This window comes from Nonomuraea sp. NPDC047897 (assembly GCF_043204415.1).
Lineage (GTDB): Bacteria > Actinomycetota > Actinomycetes > Streptosporangiales > Streptosporangiaceae > Nonomuraea.
Genome location: NZ_JBIDCC010000002.1, coordinates 537,507 through 559,100, shown reverse-complemented (window position 1 = coordinate 559,100; position 21,594 = coordinate 537,507). Strand labels below are relative to the sequence as shown.

The window sequence follows — 21,594 nt, the reverse complement described above, 5'->3', positions numbered from 1 at the left end:
CGTCTCCTACAGTCCTTCCGGCGGGCCGTCCGCACGGCCCCGGGTCGGCTCTCCCGCCAGGTCCGCCCGCACCGGATCGTCCCGCTCCACCAGGGCGGACAGCTCGTCCGCCACGTCCAGCACGTGCCTGCCGGCGACCACCGGCAGGCAGGCGCCCGAGACCGGGCCGATCCGCGCGGCCCACCGCTCGGGGATGCCGCTCTCGCCCTGACCCGCTCCGGCCACGGCGCCGGCGATGGCGCCGATGGTGTCGGCGTCGCGGCCCAGGCTGACGGCGAACGTCACGGACGCCGCCACGTCCCCCTTCCCGGCCAGGTAGGCGGCCAGCGCCAGCGCCACCGCCTCGGGGGCCAGGTCGGTCCACGGGTAGTGGGGTACCACGACGGCCTCGTGCAGCGCCGCCACGAGCGCCGCGTCGTCCTGGCCCGCGCCGGTCTCGACGGCGTCGCGGGCGCGTCCGGTGGCGCGTGCCGTCCAGGAGTCGGCCGGCACGACCGACAGCGCGGCCTGGACCACCTGCTCCGGCGGCAGCCCCGCCATGGCGGCGGCCACGGCGGCGGCGACGGCCCGCCCGCCGAGCACCCCTTCGCCGGAGTGGCTGACCAGCCCGTCCTGCTCGGCCAGCCGCGCCGCCTCGGCCGGGTCCCCGGGGCAGAACACCCCGTACGGCGCGGCCCGCATGGCCAGGCCGTCGGACCAGCCGTGCTGGTGCGCCAGCCCGGTCATCGGGGGCTCCAGCCCGCGGCGCAGCGCCTGCACCGTGCCCAGCTCGGAGAACCCGGCCCCCTTCATCGGCCCGGTCACCCGGGGGATGACCTCGGCCCGGTAGGCGGCTGCCACGTCGGCGGGGGTGAGCGCGTGCCCGTGCCGGACCAGCAGCGACGCCGCGAAGATCGCGTACTCGGTGTCGTCGGTGCCGCCGCGTTCGATCTCGGTGAGCCGGCCCCAGCGGCGGCGGATCTCGGCCGGCGTGAGGTTCTCGGCGGGCGCCCCGAGGGCGTCGCCGGCCGCCAGGCCGAGCAGACACCCTCGGGCCCTGTCGCGATGCGTCACCGCTGGTACCGCTCCAGCACCTGGTTGCCGTCCTCGACGAGCCGCTTGGCCGCCTCGTCGATAGTGATCTTGTTGGCGTAGTACTCCTGGAGCACCGGCGTGGCGACCTTGCTCTTCCACTCGTCGAACCCGTTCACCTTGAGGAACGGCGCCACGACCAGGTCCTTGGCGGAGGCGGTCGCGACGTCCCAGCCGTCCTCCTTCGTGGTGATGGAGGGGTCGGCGGCCGCCTTGACGGAGGTGGGCAGCAGCCAGTCGCCCTTGGCGAGTTTGGCCTGGTTGGGGCCGTTGAGGAAGAACGAGATGAACTTCATCGCCTCGTCCGGGTGCTTGCTGTCCTGCGCGATCGACAGGGTCTGGGAGACGGCGCCCTGCTGGGTGGTGGTGCCCTTCAGCGGCGGCAGCGTCACCCACTCGAACCCGTCGGGCGCCTGCTCGGCCACCTGCTGGCGCAGGTAGACGCCGGCCGGCAGCATGGCGAACTTGCCCTTGTAGAAGGCGGGCAGCGGGTCGGCGGTGCCCTGGCCGAGCGCGGCCGGGTCGGCCGACTTGTCCTTGTAGAGCTGGTCGTGGATGCGCTGCAGGACCTGCTTCTCCTCGGGCCCGACCTTGACCGTGGTCTTGCCTTCGGCGGTCTGGAAGAACGTGCCGCCGAAGTTGAGCGCCAGGTTGAGCGTCTTGTTGACCGGTGACTTCATCGGCCAGGCGACGCCGAACGTGCCGCCCTTGGTCATCTTCTTGGCCGCCGCGGAGAACTCGTCCCAGGTCCACGGCTGCTCGGGGGTGGGCAGGCGCACGCCGGCCTCGTCGAGCAGCTTCTTGTTGGCGATCACGACCTGCGACTCCTGCAGGAACGGCACCCCGTACACGCCCTGCTTGCCCTTGCCGTCGTCGAAGGTGACGGTGTCCCAGGCGGGCTGCGGGATGTCGGCCTTGAGGTCGGCGGGCACCTTGTCCGACAGGTCCATCAGGTAGCCGTCGGCGGCGAACCCGGCCAGCGCCGGCGAGTCGTTGTGGATCACGTCGGGGGCGGTGCCGCCCGCGAACTGGGTGACGAGCTGGTCGTTGACGTTGTCCCAGCTGCCCTGGACGTAGGTGACCTGGATGCCGGGGTTGGCCTTGTTCCACTCCTCGACGAGTTGCTTGTTGGCGGCGAGGGACTCCTTCTGCCAGGCCAGGCTGAGGAAGTTGAGCTTGACGGGCTCGCCGGGCTTGGCCGCCTCGTCGCCGCCGCTTCCACCGCCGCCGCACGCGGCGGTCAACGCGACGACCGCGGCCGCCGCCAGAGCGGACTTCATTCGCATGTGTGCCTCCTAGCCCTTCACGGCGCCGGCCATCAGGCCGGACTTCAGGCGCCGCTGGATGATTGCGAAAAAGATGAGGCTGGGGATCGTGGCCATGAGGGAGGCCGCGGCCAGCGGGCCGAGCCGGGCCACCCCCTCGGGGCCGACGAACCTGGCCAACGTGAGGGGAAGCGTCATCACGTCCGGGTCCTGCAGGACGACCAGTGCGAAGAGGAACTCGTTCCACGACGAGATGAACGCGAACAGCAGCGTCGCCACGACGCCGGGCGCGAGCAGCGGGGCGACCACGCTGACGATCGAGCGCAGCCGGCTCGCGCCGTCCACGGCCGCCGCCTCCTCCAGCTCGGCCGGCACCGCGCGCACGTACCCCTGGAGCATCCACAGCGCGAACGGCAGTGTGAACGTCACGTGCACGATGACCAGGCCGGGCAGCGTGTTCACCAGCTCCATGTCCCGCAGGATCATGAACAGCGGGATGATGATCAGGATGAACGGGAACACCTGGCTGACCAGCACCCAGCCGATCGCGATCCGGTTGAGCAGGCTGCGGTAGCGGGCCATCGCGTACGCGGCGGGCAGCGCGATCACCACCGTGACGACACTGGCGAACAACGCCACGACCAGGCTCCGGGAGGCGGCGCCCACCAGGTCCTGCTCGCCGAACGCGTCGGCGAAGTTGGCCAGCGTCGGCTCGCGCGGGATCCACGTGGGGTCGGCCTGCGCCATCTCCTGCGGCGTCTTCAGCGCCGTGGACAGCAGCCACACCAGCGGGAAGGCCAGGAAGAGGATGTAGGCGACCAGTGCCAGGTACTGCGGTGCGCGCCGCACCCCGCTCGCCTTCTTGCCGCTCACTTCGCCTCCCTCATCTGCCGCCACAGGTAGAGGCCGAGGACCGCCAGCACGACGATCGCCATGGCCAGGCCGAGCATCGAGGCGTAGCCGGCGTAGCGGTACCGGAACGCCTCCTCGTACGCGAACAGCATGGGCAGCCTGGTCCGGCCGCCGGGCCCGCCCTGGGTGAGCACGTAGACCAGGCCGAACTGGTTGAAGTTCCACACGAAGTCGAGCGAGGTGATCGCGACGATGACGGGCTTGAGCTGCGGCAGCGTGATGTTCCAGAACCTGCGCCAGCGGCCCGCCCCGTCGACCTCGACGGCCTCGTACAGCTCCCGGGGGATGCCCTGCAGGCCCGCCAGCAGCACCACCGTCGTCTGCGGCATGCCGGTCCAGATCCCGACCACGATGATGGCGGGCAGCGCGAGCGAGAAGTCGGCGAGCCAGTTGACGTCGGTGCCGAGCAGGCTGTTGAGGATGCCGGCGTCGGGATGGTAGACGAGCTTCCACATCAGCCCGATGACCACGGGCGGCATCGCCCACGGCACCACCGCCAGCACCCGGGCCACACCGCGGAAGCGGAGGTTCTGGTTGAGCAGCAGGGCCAGGCCGAGCGCGGCGAGGAACTGCAGCACGGTCACGGAGACCGACCAGATGATCCCGATCCGGAACGACGACCAGAAGTCGTCGTCGCCCATGAGCTGGGCGAAGTTCTCCAGGCCGACGAAGGACGTCTCGTGGTTGCGGGTGTTGCGCGCGTCGGTGAACGCCAGCCCGATCCCGTACAGCAGCGGCCCGACGCTGAAGAGCACGACGGGCACGAGGGCGGGCAGCATGAGCAGCCACATCTCGCGCGAGCGCCGTGACCGGCGGGCGCGCCGCACGTGCTTGGCGGGTGGCGCGGGTGGTCTCGTCACGGTCGCCGTCATGCCTCGCCTCCTTCGTCGCCGGGCCGAACGGTTGTGCCGGGCCGGACGGTTGTGCCGGGCCGGACGGTTGTGCCGGGCCGGACGGTTGTGCCGGGCCGGACGGTTGTGCCGGGCCGGACGGTCTCGCCGGATCGCGGCGGCTGTTCGCCGGTGGTGGACGCGCGGACGGCGAGCCGCGGCGGCACGGTGACCAGGCGGGGGGCGACGTCGTCGTCCGCCAGCCGGTCCAGCAGCAGCTCGGCGGCAGCCCGGCCGCGTTCGGCCGAGCCGAGGGAGACGCTGGTGAGCGCGGGCCAGGACGCCGCCGCCAGGTCGGTGTCGTCCATGCCGACCACGGCCACGTCCCGCGGCACCCGCCGCCCGGCGGTCCGCAGCACGTCGAGCGCGCCGAGCGCGATCAGGTCGTTGGCGCACATGAGCGCGTCGATGTCGGGCCGCCTGTCGAGCAGGGCGGCGACCGCGCGGCGGCCGTCGGCCCGGTAGAAGTCGCCGATCTCCACCAGCTCCTCGTCGTACGGCAGGCCGAGGGCCGCCAGCGCCTCCACGTAGCCGGCGCCGCGGGCCGCGCCGGGCACGGTGTCGGGCGGTCCGTTGACCAGCCCGATGCGCCGCCGGCCGAGGGCGTGCAGGTGGTCGAGGGCCAGCCGGACGCCGGTGCGCGAGTCGGCGCGCACGTTGTCGACCGGCGTGCCCTCCGGCACCGAGCCGATGACGACGACGGGCGCCCTGGCGGCGGCGAGCATCCGCAGGTGCGCGTCGGTGACCCGCAGCGGCACCATGATCAGCCCGTCCACGTAGCGTTCGCCGAGGCTGTGCAGCACGCCGATCTCGTCGGCGACGTCCGCGCCGGTGGAGTGCAGGACGAGCCGGTAGCCGGCCGCCTTGAGCACGGGCTGGATCTCGCGCAGCATGGCCAGGTAGGCCGGGTTGCCGACGTCCGCCATCGCGAACGCGACCTGGTGGGTCCGGCTCGACTTGAGCGAGCGGGCCACGGCGTTGCGCACGTAGCCGAGCTCCTCCGCCGCCGCCATCACCTTGCTCACGGTGTCCTGCCTGGTCGGCAGGCCGTTCAGCACCCGCGAGACCGAGGCGATGGAGACACCCGCGCGCTTGGCGATCGTGGTGATCGTGGGTCCCTGGGCCAAGGCTGTCCTTCCGCCAAGGCAAACGCTTTGCCCCTGCTTCTGTAAACGTTTACCGCGTGGGGCACATGAAACACTCACGTCACCCACGGGTCAAGTCACGATCACATAACGCCAGGTCAGCGGCATGTCCGGGTCAAGGAAGCCCCTGAGTCGCCACTCAGGCGGCGCGGGCGGCGAGCAGGCGGAGGACGAGCGCCAGCGGCGGCCAGTCCGCGCGGCCGCGACGGACGACGGCGTACGAGCGCATCGTCACGCGCGGGCCGGACAGCGGCAGCAGCCGGATGCCGGGCAGCGTGGGCTGGTCGGCGGGCAACAGGCCGATGCCGAATCCGGCGACGATGAGGTCCTGGACCAGTTCGAGGCTGTCGGCGCGATGGGTGATCCGCGGCTCGAAACCGGCCATCGACGCGAGCGTGCGTACGACGTCCTCGTCGGCGGTGTTCCGCGAGTTCACGATCCAGTCGCGGTCGCGGTGCGCCCCGAAGACCGCGGGCGCGTCGCCGTGCGCGGCCATCCCCCGGGACGCGTCGCCCTGCACGGCGGCCCCCGCGTGCGGCGCGGCGTGCGGCACCGCGAGGCTCCAGGCCACCGACCACAGCGGCATCCTGTCCACGGTGGCGTCGGCGGCGACGGGGGCGAGGTCGTAGTCGTAGATCAGGGCGAGGTCGACCGCGTCCGAGGCGAGCAGCGCCAGGGACTCGGCCGGTTCGTGCTCGTGGACGCGCAGCCGCACCCGTGGATGCCCCGCGGCCAGGTCCGCGGCGACGGGGAGCAGCGAGCGGCGCACGGCCGTGGCGAAGCCGGCGACCCGCAGGGTGCCCGCCGGCTCGGCGTCCGGGTCGAGGTCCAGCCGGGCCGCCTCCACCGCGGCGAGGATCGTCACGGCGTGCCCCGCCAGCCGCCGGCCCGCGGGGGTCAGCCGCACTCGGCGGCCGTGCGGTTCGACCAGGGCCGCGCCCACCTCGCGGGACAGCGCGGCGATCTGCTGCGACACAGTCGAGGTCGTGGTGCCCAGCTCCTCGGCGACCTCGCGCATCGAGCCCAGCCGGGACAGTTGCAGCAGCATCTGCAGCCGGCGGACGTCCATGCCGTCAATCGTTCACGAATCACGAACGGTACGTCAAACGTTCTCACGTGGACATGAACGGTCACGGTCTCGTGTACTGGGCCCATGACGACCACCGCCTCCCCGGCACCCCCTCCGGCCCCGGCCGGCGGGGCGTCGCCCGCCGCCCGCACCGGCACGGCGCTCGCGCTGGCCTCGATGCTCTTCGTGCAACTGGGCCTGGCCGTCTCCGTCACCATGATCGACCAGGTGGGCGCCGAGGGCGCGGCGTGGCTGCGGCTGGCGTGGGCCGGAGTGCTGCTGCTGATCATCGTGCGGCCCCGGCCGTCGGGCTTCAGCCGGTCGGGCCTGCTCGCCTGTGCCGCGCTCGGCCTGGTCACGGCGGGCCTGACCCTGTTCTTCATGGCCGCCGTCGCCCGGCTGCCGCTCGGCACCGCCAGCGCGCTGGAGTTCCTCGGCCCGCTCGGCGTCGCCGTGGCCCGCGGCCGCGGCGGGCGGAAGGTGTGGCCGCTGCTCGCCGCCGCGGGCGTCCTGCTGCTCACCGAACCGTGGCACGGCCGCATCGACCTGCCCGGCGTCGGCTACGCCCTGGCCGCCGCCGTCTGCTGGGCCGCCTACATCCTGCTGACCCAGCGGGTCGGCGACGAGGTCGCCGGCATCCGCGGGCTCGCCGTCTCCATGCCGGTCGCCGCCCTCGCGGCCACCGCGGTCGCCGGGCCCTCCGTCGTCGGCCGGCTCACCTGGGAGCTCGTCCTCGTCGGCCTCGGCCTGGCCCTGCTGCTGCCCGTGGTGCCGTTCATCCTCGAACTGCTCGCCCTGCGCAGGCTCACCACCGCCGCCTTCGGCACCCTGATGAGCCTGGAGCCCGCGATCGCCGTCGGCATCGGCTTCGTCCTCCTGCACCAGACTCCCGGCTGGGCGGCTCTCGCCGGGATCGCGTTCGTGGTCGTCGCCGGCATCGGCGCCGAACGCACCGGCGCCCGCGGCCCGGTCGAGCGCGCCTGAGAGGATCGGGCCCGTGATCCACCATCTCCGCCACACCCCCTGGGAACGTCCCGAGACGCGGCCCGCCATGGCCAACACCGACGACTTGCGGCCGGGACTGGCCCTCACCAGCCGCTCGCTGCTGCGCGACGGCCGCCCGTGGATCCCGGTGACCGGCGAGCTGCACTACAGCCGGGTGCCGAGGAGCCGCTGGCGCGACGCCCTGCTGCTGATGAGGGCCGGCGGGGTGACCCTCGTGTCCACGTACGTCTTCTGGATCCACCACCAGGAGCGGCGCGAGCGCGAACCGGTGTTCGACGATGGCCTCGACCTGGCCGCGTTCGTCCGGCTGGCCCGGGACACCGGCCTGGAGGTGATCCTGCGGATCGGGCCGTGGTGCCACGGCGAGGTCCGGGGCGGCGGCCTGCCCGACTGGGTGACGGCCGCCGGCTACGCGCCGCGCACCGACGACCCGGCCTACCTGGAGGACGTGCGCGCATGGTTCGGCCACCTGGGCCGGCAGGTGGGACCGCTGTGCGGGCCGGACGGGCCGGTCATCGGCATCCAGCTCGACAACGAGCTGTACGACCAGCCCGGCCACCTGCGCACGCTCAAGGACGTCACCCGCTCGTGCGGCCTGTCCGCGCCGCTGTGGACGGCGACCGCCTGGGGCGGCGCGGACCTGCCCGACGGCGACGTCTTCCCGCTGTACGGCGGCTACGGGGACGGGTTCTGGGTGGACACCGGCGAGGGCTGGGACGACTCGTTCCGGGCCCACTACTTCTTCTCGCACCAGTGGGACGACCCGGGCATCGGGCGGGACCTGGCCGGCTCCCCCGCCGCGCCCGCGGCCCGGCAGCCCGGCTTCCCGCCGGCGACCTGCGAGCTGGGCGGCGGCATGGCGAGCGCCTACCACCGGCGGCCCCTGCTGTCGGGCGCCGACGTGGCCGCGGTGGCGCTGGCCAAGCTCGGCAGCGGCTCGGCCTGGCAGGGCTACTACATGTACGCGGGCGGCGCCAACCCGCGGCCCGGGCTGCAGGAGTCGCAGGCCACCGGCTACCCGAACGACCTGCCCGTCCTCGACTACGACTTCAACGCGCCGATCGGCGCCCACCTGCAGACCCGCGACGCCTTCCACCTGCTGCGCGCCCAGCACGCGTTCCTGGCGGCGTTCGGCGACCGGCTGGCCACGATGAACGCCGTCATCGCCGCCGATCCGGCGCCCCCCGCGCTGCCCGACGGGTCAGCCCCGTCCGGCGGGTCCGTCCCGTCCGGCGTGCGGGACCGCGGGTCACTGCGCTGGGCGGTGCGCTCGGACGGGCGGTCGGGGTTCGTGTTCGTCAACGCCCACCAGCCGTACGAGCCGCTGCCCGACCACCGGGACGTGCGGTTCGACGTGGAACTGGCCGAGGCCCGCGTCCGCTTCCCGCACCGCCCGGTCACCATCCCCTCGGGGGCGTTCCTGTGGTGGCCGGTGAACCTGGACGTCGCGGGCGTCACCATCGCCTGGGCGACCCTGTCCCCGCTCACCGTCCTGGACGTGCCGGGCGGCGACCCCGTCCTCGTACTCGCCGGCACCGGCGGCGTGCCGGGCTGTCTGGCCGTCCCGGCCGGCCACCGGGTGAGCGGGCACCCCGTCCGCGAGCACGGCGGGGAACTGGTCCTGGAGGACCTGCCCGCCTCCCGCTCGGCCGTCACCGTGGAGGCGCCCTCGGGCGAGCGCCTGCGACTGCTGGTGCTCGACGAGGCGGAGGCCCTGCGCGCGTGGACGCCCACCGTCGGCGGGCTCCGCAGGCTGGTCCTCTCCGACGCCGACATCGTCGAGGACGGCGGCACGCTGCTGGCCGTCACCGCCGGCGGCCCCACCACGGTGGAGGTCTACCCGCCGCTCGCCGTCTCCGGGGGGTACGAGGGGGATGCCCGGTTCGAGCGGCACGAGGTGGGCGAGCCGCCGGAGCCCGTGCCCGTCTCGATCGTGCGGGTCGGCGAGGCGTCCGCGCCGCCCGTGCGGCCGGTCACCGTGCCCGGCCGGGCGTCGGCTCCGGACCCGGAGACCTTCCTCGCCCACGCCGCCCACTACACGATCACGGTCCCGGCCCGGACGGCCGGCGCGCGGTCGTTGCTGCGCGTCGAGCTCGTGGGGGACGTGGCCGTGGCGAGCGTCGGCGGCCGCGTCCAGGACCTGTTCTGGAACGGCGCCCCCTGGGACATCGACATCACCCCCGCCCGCAACGGCGAGCCGGTCGAGGTGGAGGTCATGATCTATCCTCTCGGCCCCGGGACGCCGGTGTGGCTGCCCCCGGAAGCGGAGGAGATCAGGCGGTCGCTGACCGGGCCGGCGGCCCGGATCGTCTCGGCCACGGTGATCGACCGCCGGCCGGTCCGGCTCCCGTCGTGACCGTCACCCGCGCTCGGCGGCCCGCTTCTCCCGAGGGGTAGGGGGCGGCCCGAAGCGCCGGCGGTAGGCCGTCGGCGTCAGCCCGGTCTGCCGCCGGAGCCGGGCCCGCAGGTTGGCGGCCGTCCCGAGCCCGCTGAGCCGGGCCACCCTGTCCAGGCCCTGCTCGCCACGTTCGATCAGCCGGCAGGCCAGCGCCACGCGTTCCGCCGTGAGCCAGGCGAGCGGGGTGGTGCCGAGCTGGGCCGCGAACCTCCGGTGCAGCGTCGCCGGGCTGACCGCCGCTCGGGCGGCGAGGTCGGCGACGGTCAGCGGCAGGTCCAGCCGTTCCTGGGCCCAGGCCAGCACCGGCGCGAGCGAGGCGTCCGGAGTGTCCGGAACGGGGCGTTCGATGAACTGACGTTGGCCACCGTCCCGGTGCGCCGCGAACACCAGTCGCCGGCTCACCGCGTTGGCCACGTCGGCGCCGTGGTCACGGCGGATCAGGTGCAGGCCGAGATCCAGCGCGGCGGCGCTGCCGGCGGCGGTCAGGACATCGCCGTCGTCCACGAACAGCACGTCGGGTTCGAGGCGGACACGCGGATGCCGGGCCGCGAACGACTGCGCCCAGCGCCAGTGCGTGGTCGCCCGGCGACCGTCGAGGAGACCCGCCTCGGCGAGCACGAACGCGCCGGTGCAGAAGCTCACCAGCCGGGCGCCGCGCGCGGCGGCGCGGCGTACCGCGTCCAGCACGGCGCCGGCAGGCCGCGCCAGCGGGTCCGGCCGGTTGGGCACGATCACCGTGTCGGCGTTGTCGACCTGCTCCAGCCCGCCGGCTCCGGACAGCGTGAACAGCCCGGCGTGCATGCGCAGGGCGGGCGCGGCGGCGCTGAGGGTGAAGTCGTACCAAGGCCGGTCCAGCTCGGGCCGCCGCAGCCCGAACAGCTCGGTCGCGACGCCCAGCTCGAACGGATTGGACCCCTCGTCCACGATCATGGTCACCCGGTGCGGGCGGCCTCCGGTGGCGTGCGAGGATTCGTGCGGCATATGCGATTCCTAGCACTCACACTCCGCGAACACCACCGGCGACGATGGCCGCATGACCCATGAGCCGATTTCCCTGCGGGCCGCGCTGGCCCGCTTCGACCGTCTGTGGAGCCCGCGGATCGTCACCCGGGTGAACGACTACGACGTCCGGATCGCCAAGGTGGCCGGTGAACACGTCTGGCACACCCACGCCGACACGGACGAGTTCTTCCTGGTGCTGGAGGGCGAGCTGACGATCGCCCTGCGCGACGCCGAGGGCGCCGGTGCGGGTGGGCGGACCGTCACGCTGGCGCAGGGCGAGGTGTTCGTCGTGCCGCGTGGCGTGGAGCACAAGCCGTCCTCGGCTGCGGGGGCGTCCATCCTGATGTTCGAGCCGACCGGCACGCTGAGCGTGGGTGACCGTCACGACGAGCTCCCCGGCCACGTCGACGCGACCACGGGCCACGCTCTCTGAACGGCTGCGGGCAGGCCTCGCCGGGCGTCCGGTGAGGGGGTCGGCCCGGGGCCGTGGCCTCAGGCGGGCACGGGGGCGGGGGCGCGGGCGGTGAGGACGCGGATGGCGGGGGCTCCCGCGAGGGCGACGACGGCCGCCAGGACGGCGGGGATGATGAGCGCGATCGGCAGGGACGACGCCTCCGCGACGTAGCCGAGCACCGCCGGGCCCACCAGGAGCCCGCTGTAGCCGAACGCCGTCACCATGGCCAGCGCCCGCCCGACGGGCCCGCCGGCCGCGCCGACCGCGCTGAAGATGACCGGCACCACGGTGGCCAGGCCGACCCCGGCGAGCGCCCAGCCCGTCCAGGCGCAGACCACGCGCAGGGTCTCGCCGGTCAGCGGGGCGGCCAGCACGAGGACGTAGCCGAGGGTGGCGAGCAGGCCGGCGAGCTGGATCGTCCGCACGGAGCCGAGCCGGGCCCGGATGGGGTCGCCGAGCAGGCGGATGGTCGTCATGGCCACGGCGAAGATCGTGTAGGCGAGGGGCGCGGCGGCGGGATCGGTGTCGAGGATCCAGCGCGCGTGCAGGGCGGCCCAGTCGATGGCGGCGCCCTCGGCGAGGTGCCCGGCGAACGCGGCGAGGCCGAGCAGCGCGATCAGGCCCCAGCGCAGCCCGGAGCCGGCGCGCCCGTCGGCGCGCCCGCCGACGGAGGCGTCGCCGGCCGGGGCGTCGGCCTGTTCGGAGACGGCCGGCAGCAGCAGCCGGGCCAGCGGCAGGTACAGGAACGGCACGACCACGGCCGCCCCGACGAGCAGGGCCTGGGCGTCGAGGCCGGTCCGCAGGACGAGCGCGGTGAGCGCGCCGCCCGCCGCCCCGCCGAGGCTCCACGTGCCGTGGAACGCCGAGATGATCGGACGCCCGTAGGCGCGCTCCACCTCGACGGAGTGGGCGTTCATGGCCACCTCGGTCACGCCCAGGCCGAGGCCGAAGAGCACGGCGAGGATCGCCAGTTGCAGGTAGCCGGGCGCGACGGCCGGCCCGAGCAGGACGAGGGCGGAGAGGGGGCCGCTGATCCAGCACACGGTCCGGCTCGACCATCTGTCCACGAGCGGCCCGGTCACCAGCATCGACACGAGGGCGCCGCCCGAGATGAGCAGCAGGACGGTGCCGAGCCGCGCCGGTCCGAGGTCGAGCCGGTCGTTCAGCGACGGCAGGCCGGAGGCCCACAGCCCCATCACGAATCCGGCCAGGGAGAAGTAGCCGAACACCGCGACCCGGGCGCGTCTGGCTTCTGCGATACTTATGTTCACGCCTAGAGCATATTCAAGGATGTGACAATCGCACAATGGCGACGAACGGGGCGACGACGAGTGGCGAGCTGCGCGCCCACAACCGGGTGCGGCTGCTGCGCGCGGTGCACGACTGCGGCGCCACCCTCACCCGCTCGCGGCTGACCCGCGACCTGGAGCTGGCCCGCGGCACGGCGTCGGTGCTGGTCGCCGAGCTGGCCGACAGCGCGCTACTGCACGAGGAGCCCGCCGCCGAGCACGGCCGCGGCCGCCCCACCCAGGTGCCCGGCCCGCATCCGCACGGGCCGATCGCGCTCGCGGTGGACGTGCGCGAGGACGCCTGGGAGGTCACCGAGTGCTCCCTGGGCGGTCAGGCGACGGTCCTGGAGGTCCGCCGCCACGACGGCACGCCGGAGGGGGCGTTCGGACCACTGGGAGAGGTGCTCAGGGGGCAGGTGGACCGGCTCGGCCCCAGGGTGGTGGGCGTGGGGCTGGCCGTGGCGGGGCCGGTGCGCGCCGGGGGCCTGGTGGACGTGGCGCACCTGGACTGGCGCTCCGTGGACGTCCCGGCCCTGCTCGACCTGCCACCGCTCGGCCCTCCGCCCGAGGGAGGCCGCACGGCGTACGGGGCTCCCCCCGCCGGAGACGGCACCACGCACGACACTCCCCCAGCGGGACACGGCGCCGCGCACGGGATGCCGCTGGTGGGCAACGACACGGCGTTCGCGGCGCTGGCCGAGGCGCGGCGGGGCGTGCTGCGCGGCGTCCGCGTGGGGCTGCATCTGCACGTCGACTTCGACCTGGGCGGCGTCCTCGTGGTGGACGGGCGGCCGCTGGCGGGGGCGGGCGGGATCGGCGCCGAGTTCGGGCACATGCCGCTGACCGGCGGCGCCGAGCCGTGCGCCTGCGGGGCGCGTGGCTGCTGGGGCCGCGAGGTGGGCACGAACGCGCTGCTGCGCCGGCTGGGACTCGCCCACGGCGGCGGCCGGGGCCGCGACCGGGCCGAGCGCGTCTTCGCCGACGCCGCGGCCGGGGACGCGGAGGCGGCGCGGGCCCTGGCGGCGAACGCCCGCGCGCTCGGCACAGGGGTCGCCGCCCTGGTGAACGCGCACGACCCCGAGGTGGTGTCACTGTCGGGCTTCGGCGTCGATCTGCACGCGCGGGCCCTGGCGGCGCTCACGGAGCCGTTCGGGGACGGCCTGATGGCGATCCGCCGCGAGCGGCCGCCCCGGCTGGCCTCCTCCACCCTCGGCTGGCGGGGGGCGCTGATCGGGGCGATGGAGTCGGTGTTCGACGCGTTCCTGACCGTCGAGGGCGTCCAGGCGTGGCGCCGCGCCCGCACCGCCGCGCCTGCCTGACCCACCGCGCCCGCACCGCCGCGCCCGCCTGACCCGCTGCGGGCGGCGGTCGCCGGGGGACCGGCGCCCCTCCATCCGGGCCTGCACCAGGCGCGCGACACGCCCGAACTGCGAAATGTGATGCATAACACCCTTTCTAGGGCGAAACACCCCAGGCGGCGGGCGGGCGGACCCATACCGGTCCCAGCGGGGATCTTGCGACGCCACCCGGACGGGCGTACGGATGAAGGCGTCCGGAAGGCGAAGGACCGCCCGGACGCGAAGGATGTCCCGTGGATCTCGAACTCGCCCTGCGCATGTGCGAGGCGGCGCTCCGGCAGGCGGCGCGCGAGGGGGCGCTGATCTCCGTCGCGGTCGTCGACGAGGGCGGCCATCTGGTGTCTTTCCAGCGTATGGCGGGTGCGCGGCTGGCCGGCCCGGTGCTGGCGCCCGCCAAGGCCTATACCTCCGTGGCGCACGGCATGGCCACGGCCGAGCTCGGCAGGCTGGCGGCGCCCGGCGGGGAGCTGCACGGCCTGGCAGGTGACCGTTTTGTGTGTTTCGGAGGGGGCATCCCGCTTTGGGCGGATTACGGTGAAGGGGAACGGGTGGTCGGCGGCGTGGGGGTCAGCGGTGGGACGGTCGCGCAGGACGTGTCGTGCGCCGACGCGGCCGCCTCGGTGTGGAGCACGCGCTGAGCATCGCTTTCCGCACCAAGAACCGCTGGTATCCGCCATGATTAGCCACTGCACTACGGGTAACAGAATCCCGAACGTTAACTCCCCGAGGAGAGACAGATGGCACTTCCCACTCTCACCCCCGAGCAGCGCAAGGCGGCTCTGGAGAAGGCGGCCGAGGCTCGCGCGGCCCGTACGGCCCTGCTGGCCAAGGTCAAGGCCGGCGAGCTGTCCTTCAGCCAGCTCCTGGAGCGCGACGACGACATCGCCAAGAAGATCAAGGTGTCCCAGGCTCTGCGCGCGGTCAAGGGCGTCGGCCCGGCCAAGGCCACCGCGCTGATGGAGGAGGCGGGCGTCGACGAGAAGCGCCGTCTCGGCGGCCTGGGCGCCCAGCAGCGCAAGAAGCTGGTCGAGGCGCTCGGCTAGAACGTGAGCGGCCGGGTCCGCGCGGATCCGCCCGCGCGGACCGGCCGGCCGCCCTCCCCGCCGGCCGCACCCGGCGAGGACCGGCCGCCGTGCCGCCGGCCCGCCGACCGGGCCCGGGCGGACCGGACGCCGGTCGGGCGCCGATCAGGCAGGGGTCACGAGCGGAGGTAGGCGAGGACGGCGAGCACCCGGCGGTGCTGGTCGCTGTCGTCGGCGTAGAGCCCGAGCTTGCTGAAGATGCTCCTGATGTGCTTCTCCACGGCCCCGTCGCTGATCACCAACTGCCGGCCGATGGCCGGGTTGGACCTGCCCTCGGCCATCAGCCCGAGCACCTCCCGCTCGCGCGGGGTGAGCTGGGCGAGCGGGTCGTCCTTGCGTCTGCGAACCATGAGCTGGGACACCACCTGGGGATCGAACACGGTGCCGCCCGCGGCGACACGCCGCAGGCCCTCCAGGAACTCGTCGACGTCGACCACCCGGTCCTTCAGCAGGTAGCCGACCGCGCCGCGGGCGTCGGCGAGCAGGTCGTCGGCGTAGGACACCTCGACGTACTGCGACAGGATCAGCACGGGCGCGCCCGGCACCCTGCGCCGCGCCTCCACGGCCGCCCGCAGCCCCTCGTCGGTGAACGACGGAGGCATCCGCACGTCCACCACCGACACGTCCGGCCGATGCTCGGCCACGGCGGAGACGAGGGCGTCGCCGTCGCCGACGGTCGCCACCACCTCACAGCCGAACTCCTCCAGCAGCCTGACCAGGCCCTCCCTGATCAGAACCGCGTCATCGGCCACCACTACGCGCACGGCACCTCCGCCACGATCACCGTCGGCCCGCCGTCGGGCGAGTCGACCGTGAACTCCCCGTCGACCGCGCGGAGCCGGTCGGCAAGCCCGGCGAGACCGTGTCCCTTGGCGACATGGGCGCCGCCGACCCCATCATCCCCGATCGTCAGCATCAGCGTGTTGCCGGTACGGGTGAGCTGGACGGTGCAGACAGTGGCGCGGCTGTGCTTGGCGACGTTCGTCAGGGTTTCGGCGACGACGAAGTAGACGGCGTTCTCCACGGCCGCCTGGAAGCGCCCGGTGGTCTGCACGTCCAGCTCGACGGGGATGGTGCAGCGGCCGGCCAGCGCAGCCAGCGCGGGCGCGAGGCCCCGGTCCGACAGGATGGGCGGGGCGATGCCGCGCGACAGGGCGCGCAGCTCGTCCAGCGTCTCGCGGGTGGCGGCGATGGCCGAGCTGATGGTCTGCTGCGCCGCCTCGGGGTCCTTGCCGAGCTGGCGCTGCGCCCGGGACAGCTCCATGGCGAGGGAGACGAGCCGCTGCTGCGGGCCGTCGTGGATGTCGCGCTCCAGCTTGCGCAGCGCGTTGGCCTCGGCCGACACGGCGGCGGCGCGGCCCTCGGCCAGGTCGTCGATGCGTTCCTGCAGCTCGGCCACGCCGGTCAGCAGCGCCCGGCCGAGCCCGGCGCGCAGCAGTGCGGCCATCCGCGTCATGAACGGCAGCAGGATCACGAAGACCAGCCCGAGCAGCACGTGGAAGATCGAGTTGGTGAGATAGCCGGAGCCGAAGCCGAGCAGCTCGGGCAGCTCCACGTTGCCCGGGATGCGGGACGTCACGATGCCGTAGAGCGGGTACGTCAGCGCCAGCAACGGCACCGCCCAGAACACCACGGTCAGCACGAACGCCGCGATCGAGATCGGGAAGTTCAGCAGGCCGTGCAGGAGGTCGAGCCACGACTGCCCGCTGGTGAGCGGGGTGACCAGCCGGCGGAACCGGCCCGCCCCTTCCGGGGCCGGTTTGTAGCGGGGGCGCACGGGCGGGCGGCGCAGCACGTCGGACAGCCAGCCGCGTTCGGCGTCGGCGAAGCCGCGGGCCATCAGCAGGGTCCCGGCCAGGATCGGCACCCCCACCCACACCACGACGGTCCCCAGCCCGGCGGCGAAGCCGGCGATCATGAGCACGAAGCCGATGACGGCTGTGGGGAAGCCCACGAGCGTGTAGCGCGTGTCGAGCAGGACACGCCGTGTCAGGGAGCGCATGGCCTCAACGGTAGGGCGCGAAGGCTCCCGGTTCGAGCCGGTATGCCGGTGTCCGGTGGTAGGGCCTGCCCTACCCGCCCGGTGGTGTGATCTCGACCGGGAGACGGCGGCGTACGGCAATGTGCCGCGGCGGTCGCGGCGGAAGCCTGGGAGCACCGCGTTTGCCGACGAATCGAGGCCCCCCGTGACCGCCCTGCTCGCTCCCCCTCCGCCCGTGCGGCGGGCCCCCGCGCGTCCCTCGCCGGTGGCCGCCCGGGACCCGTTCATCGACCTGCTGCGGGTGCTGGGGATGGTCCTCGTGGTGGTGCAGCACTGGACGATCCCGGTGCTGGCCTTCGACGGGGCCGTGCTGACCACGGGCAACGCCCTGGCGACGCCGGGGGTGTGGGTGGTGACGTGGCTCAGCCAGGTGATGCCGCTGGTGTTCTTCGCGGGCGGAGCGGCCGGCGCGATCAGCTTCGGCCGGGCCCGGGACGGCGCGCCGCGCTGGGTGCTGGCGCGGCTGCGCCGCCTGGCGTGGCCGCTGGTGCCGCTGGCGGCCGTGTGGCTGCCGCTCCCGCACGCCCTCGCCGCGCTCGGCGTGCCGGCGCAGCCGCTGGAGACGGGGGCGCGGCTGACCGGCCAGTTGCTCTGGTTCCTCGCCGTCTACGTGATCGCCGTGGTGGCCACGCCGTGGCTGGCCGGCCTGCACGCCCGGCACGGCCTGCGCGTCCCCGCCGTCCTGGCGGCCGGCGCGGTGGCGACGGACGTGCTGCGCTTCGCGGCGGGCTGGGACGCGCTCGGCTACCTCAACGTCGTGTTCGTCTGGCTGGCCGTGCACCAGGCCGGCTTCCTGTACGCCGAAGGCCGGCTGACCCGGCCGGGGACGACGGCGGCGGCCGGGTTCGGCGTCGCCGCGCTGCTGGTGTGGGCCGGGCCGTACCCGGGCAGCATGATCGGCCTGCCCGGCGCGGAGATGTCGAACATGGCGCCGCCCACGCTCGCCATGCTGGCCGTGGCCGCCGGGCAGATCGGCCTGGCCACGCTGCTGCGGCCGTGGCTGCTTCGCCTGCCGCTGCGCGGGCTGCTCGCCTGGGCGGGGCCGCGCGTCATGACGGTGTACCTGTGGCACATGCCGGCGCTGTTCGCGGTGACCGGGCTGGTGGTGGTGGGGCTGGGCGTCGGCACGCCGGAGCCGCTCTCTCCCGGCTGGTTCGCCGGGTGGCCGCTCTGGTTCGGGGCGCTGTGCCTGGTGATGTGGCCGCTGCTGCGGCTGTTCGGCCGCTTCGAGGAGCCGCCCGCGCTGCCGTACGGGCGGGCGGGGTGGCCGGGCGCGCTGGCCGCGGCCGCGCTGACCGGCGGCGGGGTGCTGACGCTCACCGTGGCCGGGTTCGCGCCGGGCCTCGCGCCGGTCGCCGGGGCCGCCGCCGTCGCCGGCGGCCTGTTGCTGACGCTGCCCGGCGCCCGCCGGGAAGCACGGCGGGACGTGCGGTGAGGGTCCGGAGACACGCCCGTCACACCGTCTCGCCACAATCGTGAGACATGACGAAGCTTCGCCCCGTGTCCGACGCCGACCTGCCCGGCGTCGCCGCCATCTACGCCCACTACGTCGAGACCAGCGTGGCCACGTTCGACGAGACGCCACCCCCCGTGGAGGAGTGGCGGGCCAAGCGGGCCGCGATCGCCGGGGCGGGGCTGCCGTTCCTGGTGGTGGAGGACGACGGTGAGGTGGCGGGGTTCGCCTACGCGGGCCCGTACCGGCCCAAGCCCGCCTACCGGCACACCGTGGAGGACACCCTCTACCTCGCCCCCGGCGCGACGGGACGGGGGCTGGGGCGGCTGCTGCTCGGCGAGGTGATCGACCGGGCCGCGCGGGCCGGCGCCCGGCAGATGGTCGCGGTGGTCGCCGACAGCGGCGACCCGGCGTCGCTGCGGCTGCACGCGGCGTTCGGCTTCGGGGAGGCGGGGCGGCTGCGGAGCGTCGGTTTCAAGCACGGCCACTGGATCGACACGGTGCTGCTGCAGCGCTCCCTGGGCTAGCGCCGGTTCGACCACGTCTCATTCTTCGGCAGGATAGGCATGTGAGCCTTCTCATCGACCGCCTGCCAGAAGAGATCGACGCCGACCCGGACGCCATCTTCGACGCGTTCGTCGCCTGGAACTCCGAGCGGGGGCTCACGCTCTATCCCGCCCAGGAGGAGGCCCTCATCGAGGTCGTCTCCGGCAGCAACCTGATCCTGGCCACGCCCACCGGGTCCGGCAAGAGCCTGGTGGCGGCCGGTGCCCACTTCGCCGCGCTGACGCGCGACGTGCGCACCTTCTACACCGCGCCGATCAAGGCCCTCGTCTCGGAGAAGTTCTTCGACCTGTGCGCGGTCTTCGGCACCGAGAACGTCGGCATGATGACGGGCGACGCCAGCGTCAACCCGGGCGCGCCGATCATCTGCTGCACCGCCGAGATCCTGGCCAACGTGGCGCTGCGCGACGGCGCGCAGGCCGACATCGGCCAGGTCGTCATGGACGAGTTCCACTTCTACGCCGAGCCCGACCGGGGCTGGGCGTGGCAGGTGCCGCTGCTGGAGCTGCCGGGGGTGCAGTTCGTGCTGATGTCGGCCACGCTGGGCGACGTCACCATGTTCGAGCGTGACCTGACCCGGCGCACCGGGCGGCCGACCGCGGTGGTCAAGCACGCCGAGCGGCCGGTGCCGCTGGTCTACTCCTACCGGATGACCCCGCTGCACGAGACTCTTGAGGAGATGCTCAGCACCGGCCAGGCGCCGGTCTACGTGGTGCACTTCACGCAGGCCGCCGCGATGGAGCGGGCGCAGTCGCTGATGAGCATCAACATGGCGACGAAGGCCGAGAAGGAAGCCATCGCCACGATGATCGGCGGGTTCCGGTTCACCACCCGCTTCGGCCGGGCCCTGTCGCGGCTGGTCCGCCACGGCATCGGGGTGCACCACGCCGGCATGCTGCCGAAATACCGGCGCCTGGTCGAACGGCTGGCCCAGGCGGGGCTGCTGAAGGTCATCTGCGGCACCGACACGCTGGGCGTCGGCGTCAACGTGCCGATCAGGACCGTGCTGTTCACCGCCCTGTCGAAGTACGACGGCAACAAGGTGCGCCGACTGCGGGCCCGCGAGTTCCACCAGATCGCCGGGCGGGCCGGGCGGGCCGGCTTCGACACGATCGGCTACGTCGCCTGCCAGGCGCCGGAGCACGACGTCGAGAACGCCAAGGCCCTCGCGAAGATCGGCGACGATCCCAAGCGGCGACGCGGCTACGCGCGCAAGAAGCCGCCGGAGGGGTTCGTCGGCTGGAGCCAGGAGACGTTCGAGAAGCTGCAGACGGCCGAGCCGGAGCCGCTCAACTCGCGGTTCAAGGTGAGCAACGCGATGCTGCTCGCGGTGATCAACCGGCCGGGCGACTGCTTCCAGGCGATGAAGCACCTGCTGACTGACAACCACGAGGACCGCAAGTGGCAGCGGCGGCACATCAGCCAGGCCATCGCCATCTACCGGTCGCTGCTGGCCGGCGGCATCGTGGAGCAGCTACGCGAGGCCGACGAGCAGGGCAGGCGGGCCAGGCTGACGATCGAGCTGCAGGAGGACTTCGCGCTCAACCAGGCGCTGTCGACGTTCGCGCTGGCCGCCTTCGACCTGCTCGACATGGAGTCGCCGAGCTACGCGCTGGACATGGTGTCGATCGTCGAGTCGATCCTCGACGATCCCCGGCAGATCCTGTCGGCCCAGCTGAAGAAGGCGCGGGGCGAGGCGGTCGCGCAGATGAAGGCCGACGGGATCGAGTACGAGGAGCGCATGGAGGCCCTCGCGGAGGTCATGTACCCGATGCCGCTGGAGACCCTGCTGCTCGGCGCGTACGAGACCTACCGGCAGGGCCACCCCTGGGTGGGCGACTACACGGTCAGCCCCAAGTCGGTCGTGCGCGACATGTACGAGCGGGCGATGACGTTCGGCGAGTACATCCAGTTCTACGAGCTGGCCCGCTCGGAGGGCACGGTGCTGCGCTACCTCGCCGACGCCTACCGGACGCTGTCGCGGACGGTGCCCGAGCACCGCAAGACCGACGACCTGGTCGACCTGATCGAGTGGCTGGGCGAGCTGGTCCGGCAGGTCGACTCGTCGCTGATCGACGAGTGGGAGAAGCTCGCCAACCCGGCCGAGGCGCTGGAGCGCCAGGAGGAGCTGGAGGCCAGGGTGCGGCCGGTCACCGGCAACGCGCGGGCGTTCCGGGTGCTGGTGCGCAACGCGATGTTCCGCCTGGTGGAGCTGTGCGCCCTGGAGAAGGAGGAGGAGCTGGCCGAGCTGGCCCCCGACGTCGACTGGGGCGCGGCGCTCGACGCCTACTACGACGAGCACGAGGAGATCCTCACCGGCGCCGACGCGCGTGGGCCCGCGCTGCTGCGCATCGAGGAGGAGAGCGGCCTGTGGCGGGTCCGCCAGACGATCAAGGATCCGGCGGGCGACGGCGACTGGGGCATCGACGCCCAGGTGGATCTGGCCGCCTCCGACGAGGAGGGGCGCGCGGTCCTGCATGTCACCGGCCTCAACCGGCTGTGACGCCGGGCACCCGGTGACGGGGCCCGGACATGAAGATAGCCGTGTGCCGGAACGGACTGGCAAGGACGTCCCGGCACGCGGCTGTCACTGTTC

Annotated in this window: 19 protein-coding genes; 9 read left to right on the top strand and 10 right to left on the bottom strand. The window is 73.6% G+C overall.

The window, feature by feature from the left end:
- Positions 1-6: 6 nt before the first annotated feature.
- The 6 genes from ACGF0J_RS05965 to ACGF0J_RS05940 form a co-directional block, all read right to left on the bottom strand.
- Positions 7-1,053 (bottom strand): ADP-ribosylglycohydrolase family protein, encoded by a 1,047-nt coding sequence (locus tag ACGF0J_RS05965; RefSeq protein WP_393142354.1) that lies wholly within the window; start codon positions 1,051-1,053, stop codon positions 7-9.
- Positions 1,050-2,357 (bottom strand): ABC transporter substrate-binding protein, encoded by a 1,308-nt coding sequence (locus ACGF0J_RS05960; protein WP_393142352.1) that lies wholly within the window; start codon positions 2,355-2,357, stop codon positions 1,050-1,052. Before ACGF0J_RS05960 ends, ACGF0J_RS05965 begins: the two co-directional genes overlap by 4 nt.
- 9 nt (positions 2,358-2,366) lie before the next feature.
- Positions 2,367-3,209, bottom strand: a complete 843-nt coding sequence (locus ACGF0J_RS05955) for a carbohydrate ABC transporter permease (protein ID WP_393142350.1) — start codon at positions 3,207-3,209, stop codon at positions 2,367-2,369.
- Positions 3,206-4,120 (bottom strand): carbohydrate ABC transporter permease, encoded by a 915-nt coding sequence (locus tag ACGF0J_RS05950; RefSeq protein WP_393142348.1) that lies wholly within the window; start codon positions 4,118-4,120, stop codon positions 3,206-3,208. The genes ACGF0J_RS05955 and ACGF0J_RS05950 overlap by 4 nt, the downstream gene beginning before the upstream one ends.
- The gene (locus ACGF0J_RS05945) at positions 4,117-5,265 is read right to left on the bottom strand and encodes a LacI family DNA-binding transcriptional regulator (protein WP_393142346.1); all 1,149 of its coding nucleotides are present in this window, start codon (positions 5,263-5,265) and stop codon (positions 4,117-4,119) included. Before ACGF0J_RS05945 ends, ACGF0J_RS05950 begins: the two co-directional genes overlap by 4 nt.
- A gap of 157 nt (positions 5,266-5,422) precedes the next feature.
- On the bottom strand, positions 5,423-6,352 hold the full coding sequence (locus tag ACGF0J_RS05940; RefSeq protein WP_393142344.1) for a LysR family transcriptional regulator: 930 nt from the start codon (positions 6,350-6,352) through the stop codon (positions 5,423-5,425).
- A gap of 84 nt (positions 6,353-6,436) precedes the next feature.
- Here ACGF0J_RS05940 and ACGF0J_RS05935 point away from each other — a divergent pair, with 84 nt between their 5' ends.
- Together ACGF0J_RS05935 and ACGF0J_RS05930 are read left to right on the top strand one after the other, a co-directional pair.
- Positions 6,437-7,336 (top strand): DMT family transporter, encoded by a 900-nt coding sequence (locus tag ACGF0J_RS05935; RefSeq protein WP_393142342.1) that lies wholly within the window; start codon positions 6,437-6,439, stop codon positions 7,334-7,336.
- A gap of 13 nt (positions 7,337-7,349) precedes the next feature.
- Positions 7,350-9,713 carry a beta-galactosidase gene (locus ACGF0J_RS05930; RefSeq protein ID WP_393142340.1) on the top strand — a complete coding sequence of 788 codons (2,364 nt, stop codon included), beginning with the start codon at positions 7,350-7,352 and terminating at the stop codon, positions 9,711-9,713.
- 3 nt (positions 9,714-9,716) lie between these two features.
- Here ACGF0J_RS05930 and ACGF0J_RS05925 read toward each other — a convergent pair whose 3' ends face one another.
- Positions 9,717-10,736: a helix-turn-helix domain-containing protein gene (locus tag ACGF0J_RS05925; RefSeq protein WP_393142339.1), complete on the bottom strand. Its 1,020-nt coding sequence runs from the start codon at positions 10,734-10,736 to the stop codon at positions 9,717-9,719.
- Between the two features lie 52 nt (positions 10,737-10,788).
- On the opposite strand from ACGF0J_RS05925, the gene ACGF0J_RS05920 reads away from it, so the two are divergent.
- Positions 10,789-11,190 carry a cupin domain-containing protein gene (locus tag ACGF0J_RS05920; protein ID WP_393142338.1) on the top strand — a complete coding sequence of 134 codons (402 nt, stop codon included), beginning with the start codon at positions 10,789-10,791 and terminating at the stop codon, positions 11,188-11,190.
- Between the two features lie 59 nt (positions 11,191-11,249).
- Here ACGF0J_RS05920 and ACGF0J_RS05915 read toward each other — a convergent pair whose 3' ends face one another.
- Positions 11,250-12,482, bottom strand: a complete 1,233-nt coding sequence (locus ACGF0J_RS05915; RefSeq protein WP_393142337.1) for an MFS transporter — start codon at positions 12,480-12,482, stop codon at positions 11,250-11,252.
- A 35-nt stretch (positions 12,483-12,517) separates the two neighbouring features.
- Here ACGF0J_RS05915 and ACGF0J_RS05910 point away from each other — a divergent pair, with 35 nt between their 5' ends.
- From ACGF0J_RS05910 to mihF, 3 genes are all read left to right on the top strand, one after another.
- A complete protein-coding gene (locus ACGF0J_RS05910; protein WP_393142336.1) occupies positions 12,518-13,819 on the top strand; it encodes an ROK family protein in 1,302 nt (433 codons plus the stop codon).
- Between the two features lie 272 nt (positions 13,820-14,091).
- A complete protein-coding gene (locus ACGF0J_RS05905; protein ID WP_393142335.1) occupies positions 14,092-14,496 on the top strand; it encodes a heme-binding protein in 405 nt (134 codons plus the stop codon).
- Between the two features lie 99 nt (positions 14,497-14,595).
- Entirely contained in the window at positions 14,596-14,901 is a 306-nt protein-coding gene (gene mihF, locus ACGF0J_RS05900) for an integration host factor, actinobacterial type (RefSeq protein WP_101784984.1), read from the top strand.
- A 155-nt stretch (positions 14,902-15,056) separates the two neighbouring features.
- Here mihF and ACGF0J_RS05895 read toward each other — a convergent pair whose 3' ends face one another.
- Positions 15,057-15,704, bottom strand: coding sequence for a response regulator (locus ACGF0J_RS05895; RefSeq protein ID WP_393142334.1), 648 nt, complete (start codon positions 15,702-15,704; stop codon positions 15,057-15,059).
- Positions 15,695-16,942: a sensor histidine kinase gene (locus ACGF0J_RS05890; RefSeq protein ID WP_393142333.1), complete on the bottom strand. Its 1,248-nt coding sequence runs from the start codon at positions 16,940-16,942 to the stop codon at positions 15,695-15,697. Before ACGF0J_RS05890 ends, ACGF0J_RS05895 begins: the two co-directional genes overlap by 10 nt.
- 184 nt (positions 16,943-17,126) lie before the next feature.
- Here ACGF0J_RS05890 and ACGF0J_RS05885 point away from each other — a divergent pair, with 184 nt between their 5' ends.
- The 3 genes from ACGF0J_RS05885 to ACGF0J_RS05875 are packed head-to-tail and all read left to right on the top strand — an operon-like array spanning position 17,127 to position 21,501.
- Positions 17,127-18,416 carry an acyltransferase gene (locus tag ACGF0J_RS05885; protein ID WP_393142332.1) on the top strand — a complete coding sequence of 430 codons (1,290 nt, stop codon included), beginning with the start codon at positions 17,127-17,129 and terminating at the stop codon, positions 18,414-18,416.
- Positions 18,417-18,463: 47 nt separating this feature from the next.
- Complete coding sequence (locus tag ACGF0J_RS05880) at positions 18,464-18,961, top strand: GNAT family N-acetyltransferase (RefSeq protein ID WP_393142331.1); 498 nt, start codon at positions 18,464-18,466, stop codon at positions 18,959-18,961.
- A gap of 41 nt (positions 18,962-19,002) precedes the next feature.
- On the top strand, positions 19,003-21,501 hold the full coding sequence (locus ACGF0J_RS05875; protein WP_393142330.1) for a DEAD/DEAH box helicase: 2,499 nt from the start codon (positions 19,003-19,005) through the stop codon (positions 21,499-21,501).
- Positions 21,502-21,594 lie beyond the last annotated feature (93 nt).

Coding starts and splice junctions, on each gene's coding strand:
- mihF (WP_101784984.1), top strand. CDS start 14,596: ATGGCACTTCCCACTCTCACCCCCGAGCAGCGCAAGGCGGCTCTGGAG.
- ACGF0J_RS05940 (WP_393142344.1), bottom strand. CDS start 6,352: ATGGACGTCCGCCGGCTGCAGATGCTGCTGCAACTGTCCCGGCTGGGC.
- ACGF0J_RS05880 (WP_393142331.1), top strand. CDS start 18,464: ATGACGAAGCTTCGCCCCGTGTCCGACGCCGACCTGCCCGGCGTCGCC.
- ACGF0J_RS05950 (WP_393142348.1), bottom strand. CDS start 4,120: ATGACGGCGACCGTGACGAGACCACCCGCGCCACCCGCCAAGCACGTG.
- ACGF0J_RS05910 (WP_393142336.1), top strand. CDS start 12,518: ATGGCGACGAACGGGGCGACGACGAGTGGCGAGCTGCGCGCCCACAAC.
- ACGF0J_RS05925 (WP_393142339.1), bottom strand. CDS start 10,736: ATGCCGCACGAATCCTCGCACGCCACCGGAGGCCGCCCGCACCGGGTG.
- ACGF0J_RS05935 (WP_393142342.1), top strand. CDS start 6,437: ATGACGACCACCGCCTCCCCGGCACCCCCTCCGGCCCCGGCCGGCGGG.
- ACGF0J_RS05960 (WP_393142352.1), bottom strand. CDS start 2,357: ATGCGAATGAAGTCCGCTCTGGCGGCGGCCGCGGTCGTCGCGTTGACC.
- ACGF0J_RS05920 (WP_393142338.1), top strand. CDS start 10,789: ATGACCCATGAGCCGATTTCCCTGCGGGCCGCGCTGGCCCGCTTCGAC.
- ACGF0J_RS05890 (WP_393142333.1), bottom strand. CDS start 16,942: ATGCGCTCCCTGACACGGCGTGTCCTGCTCGACACGCGCTACACGCTC.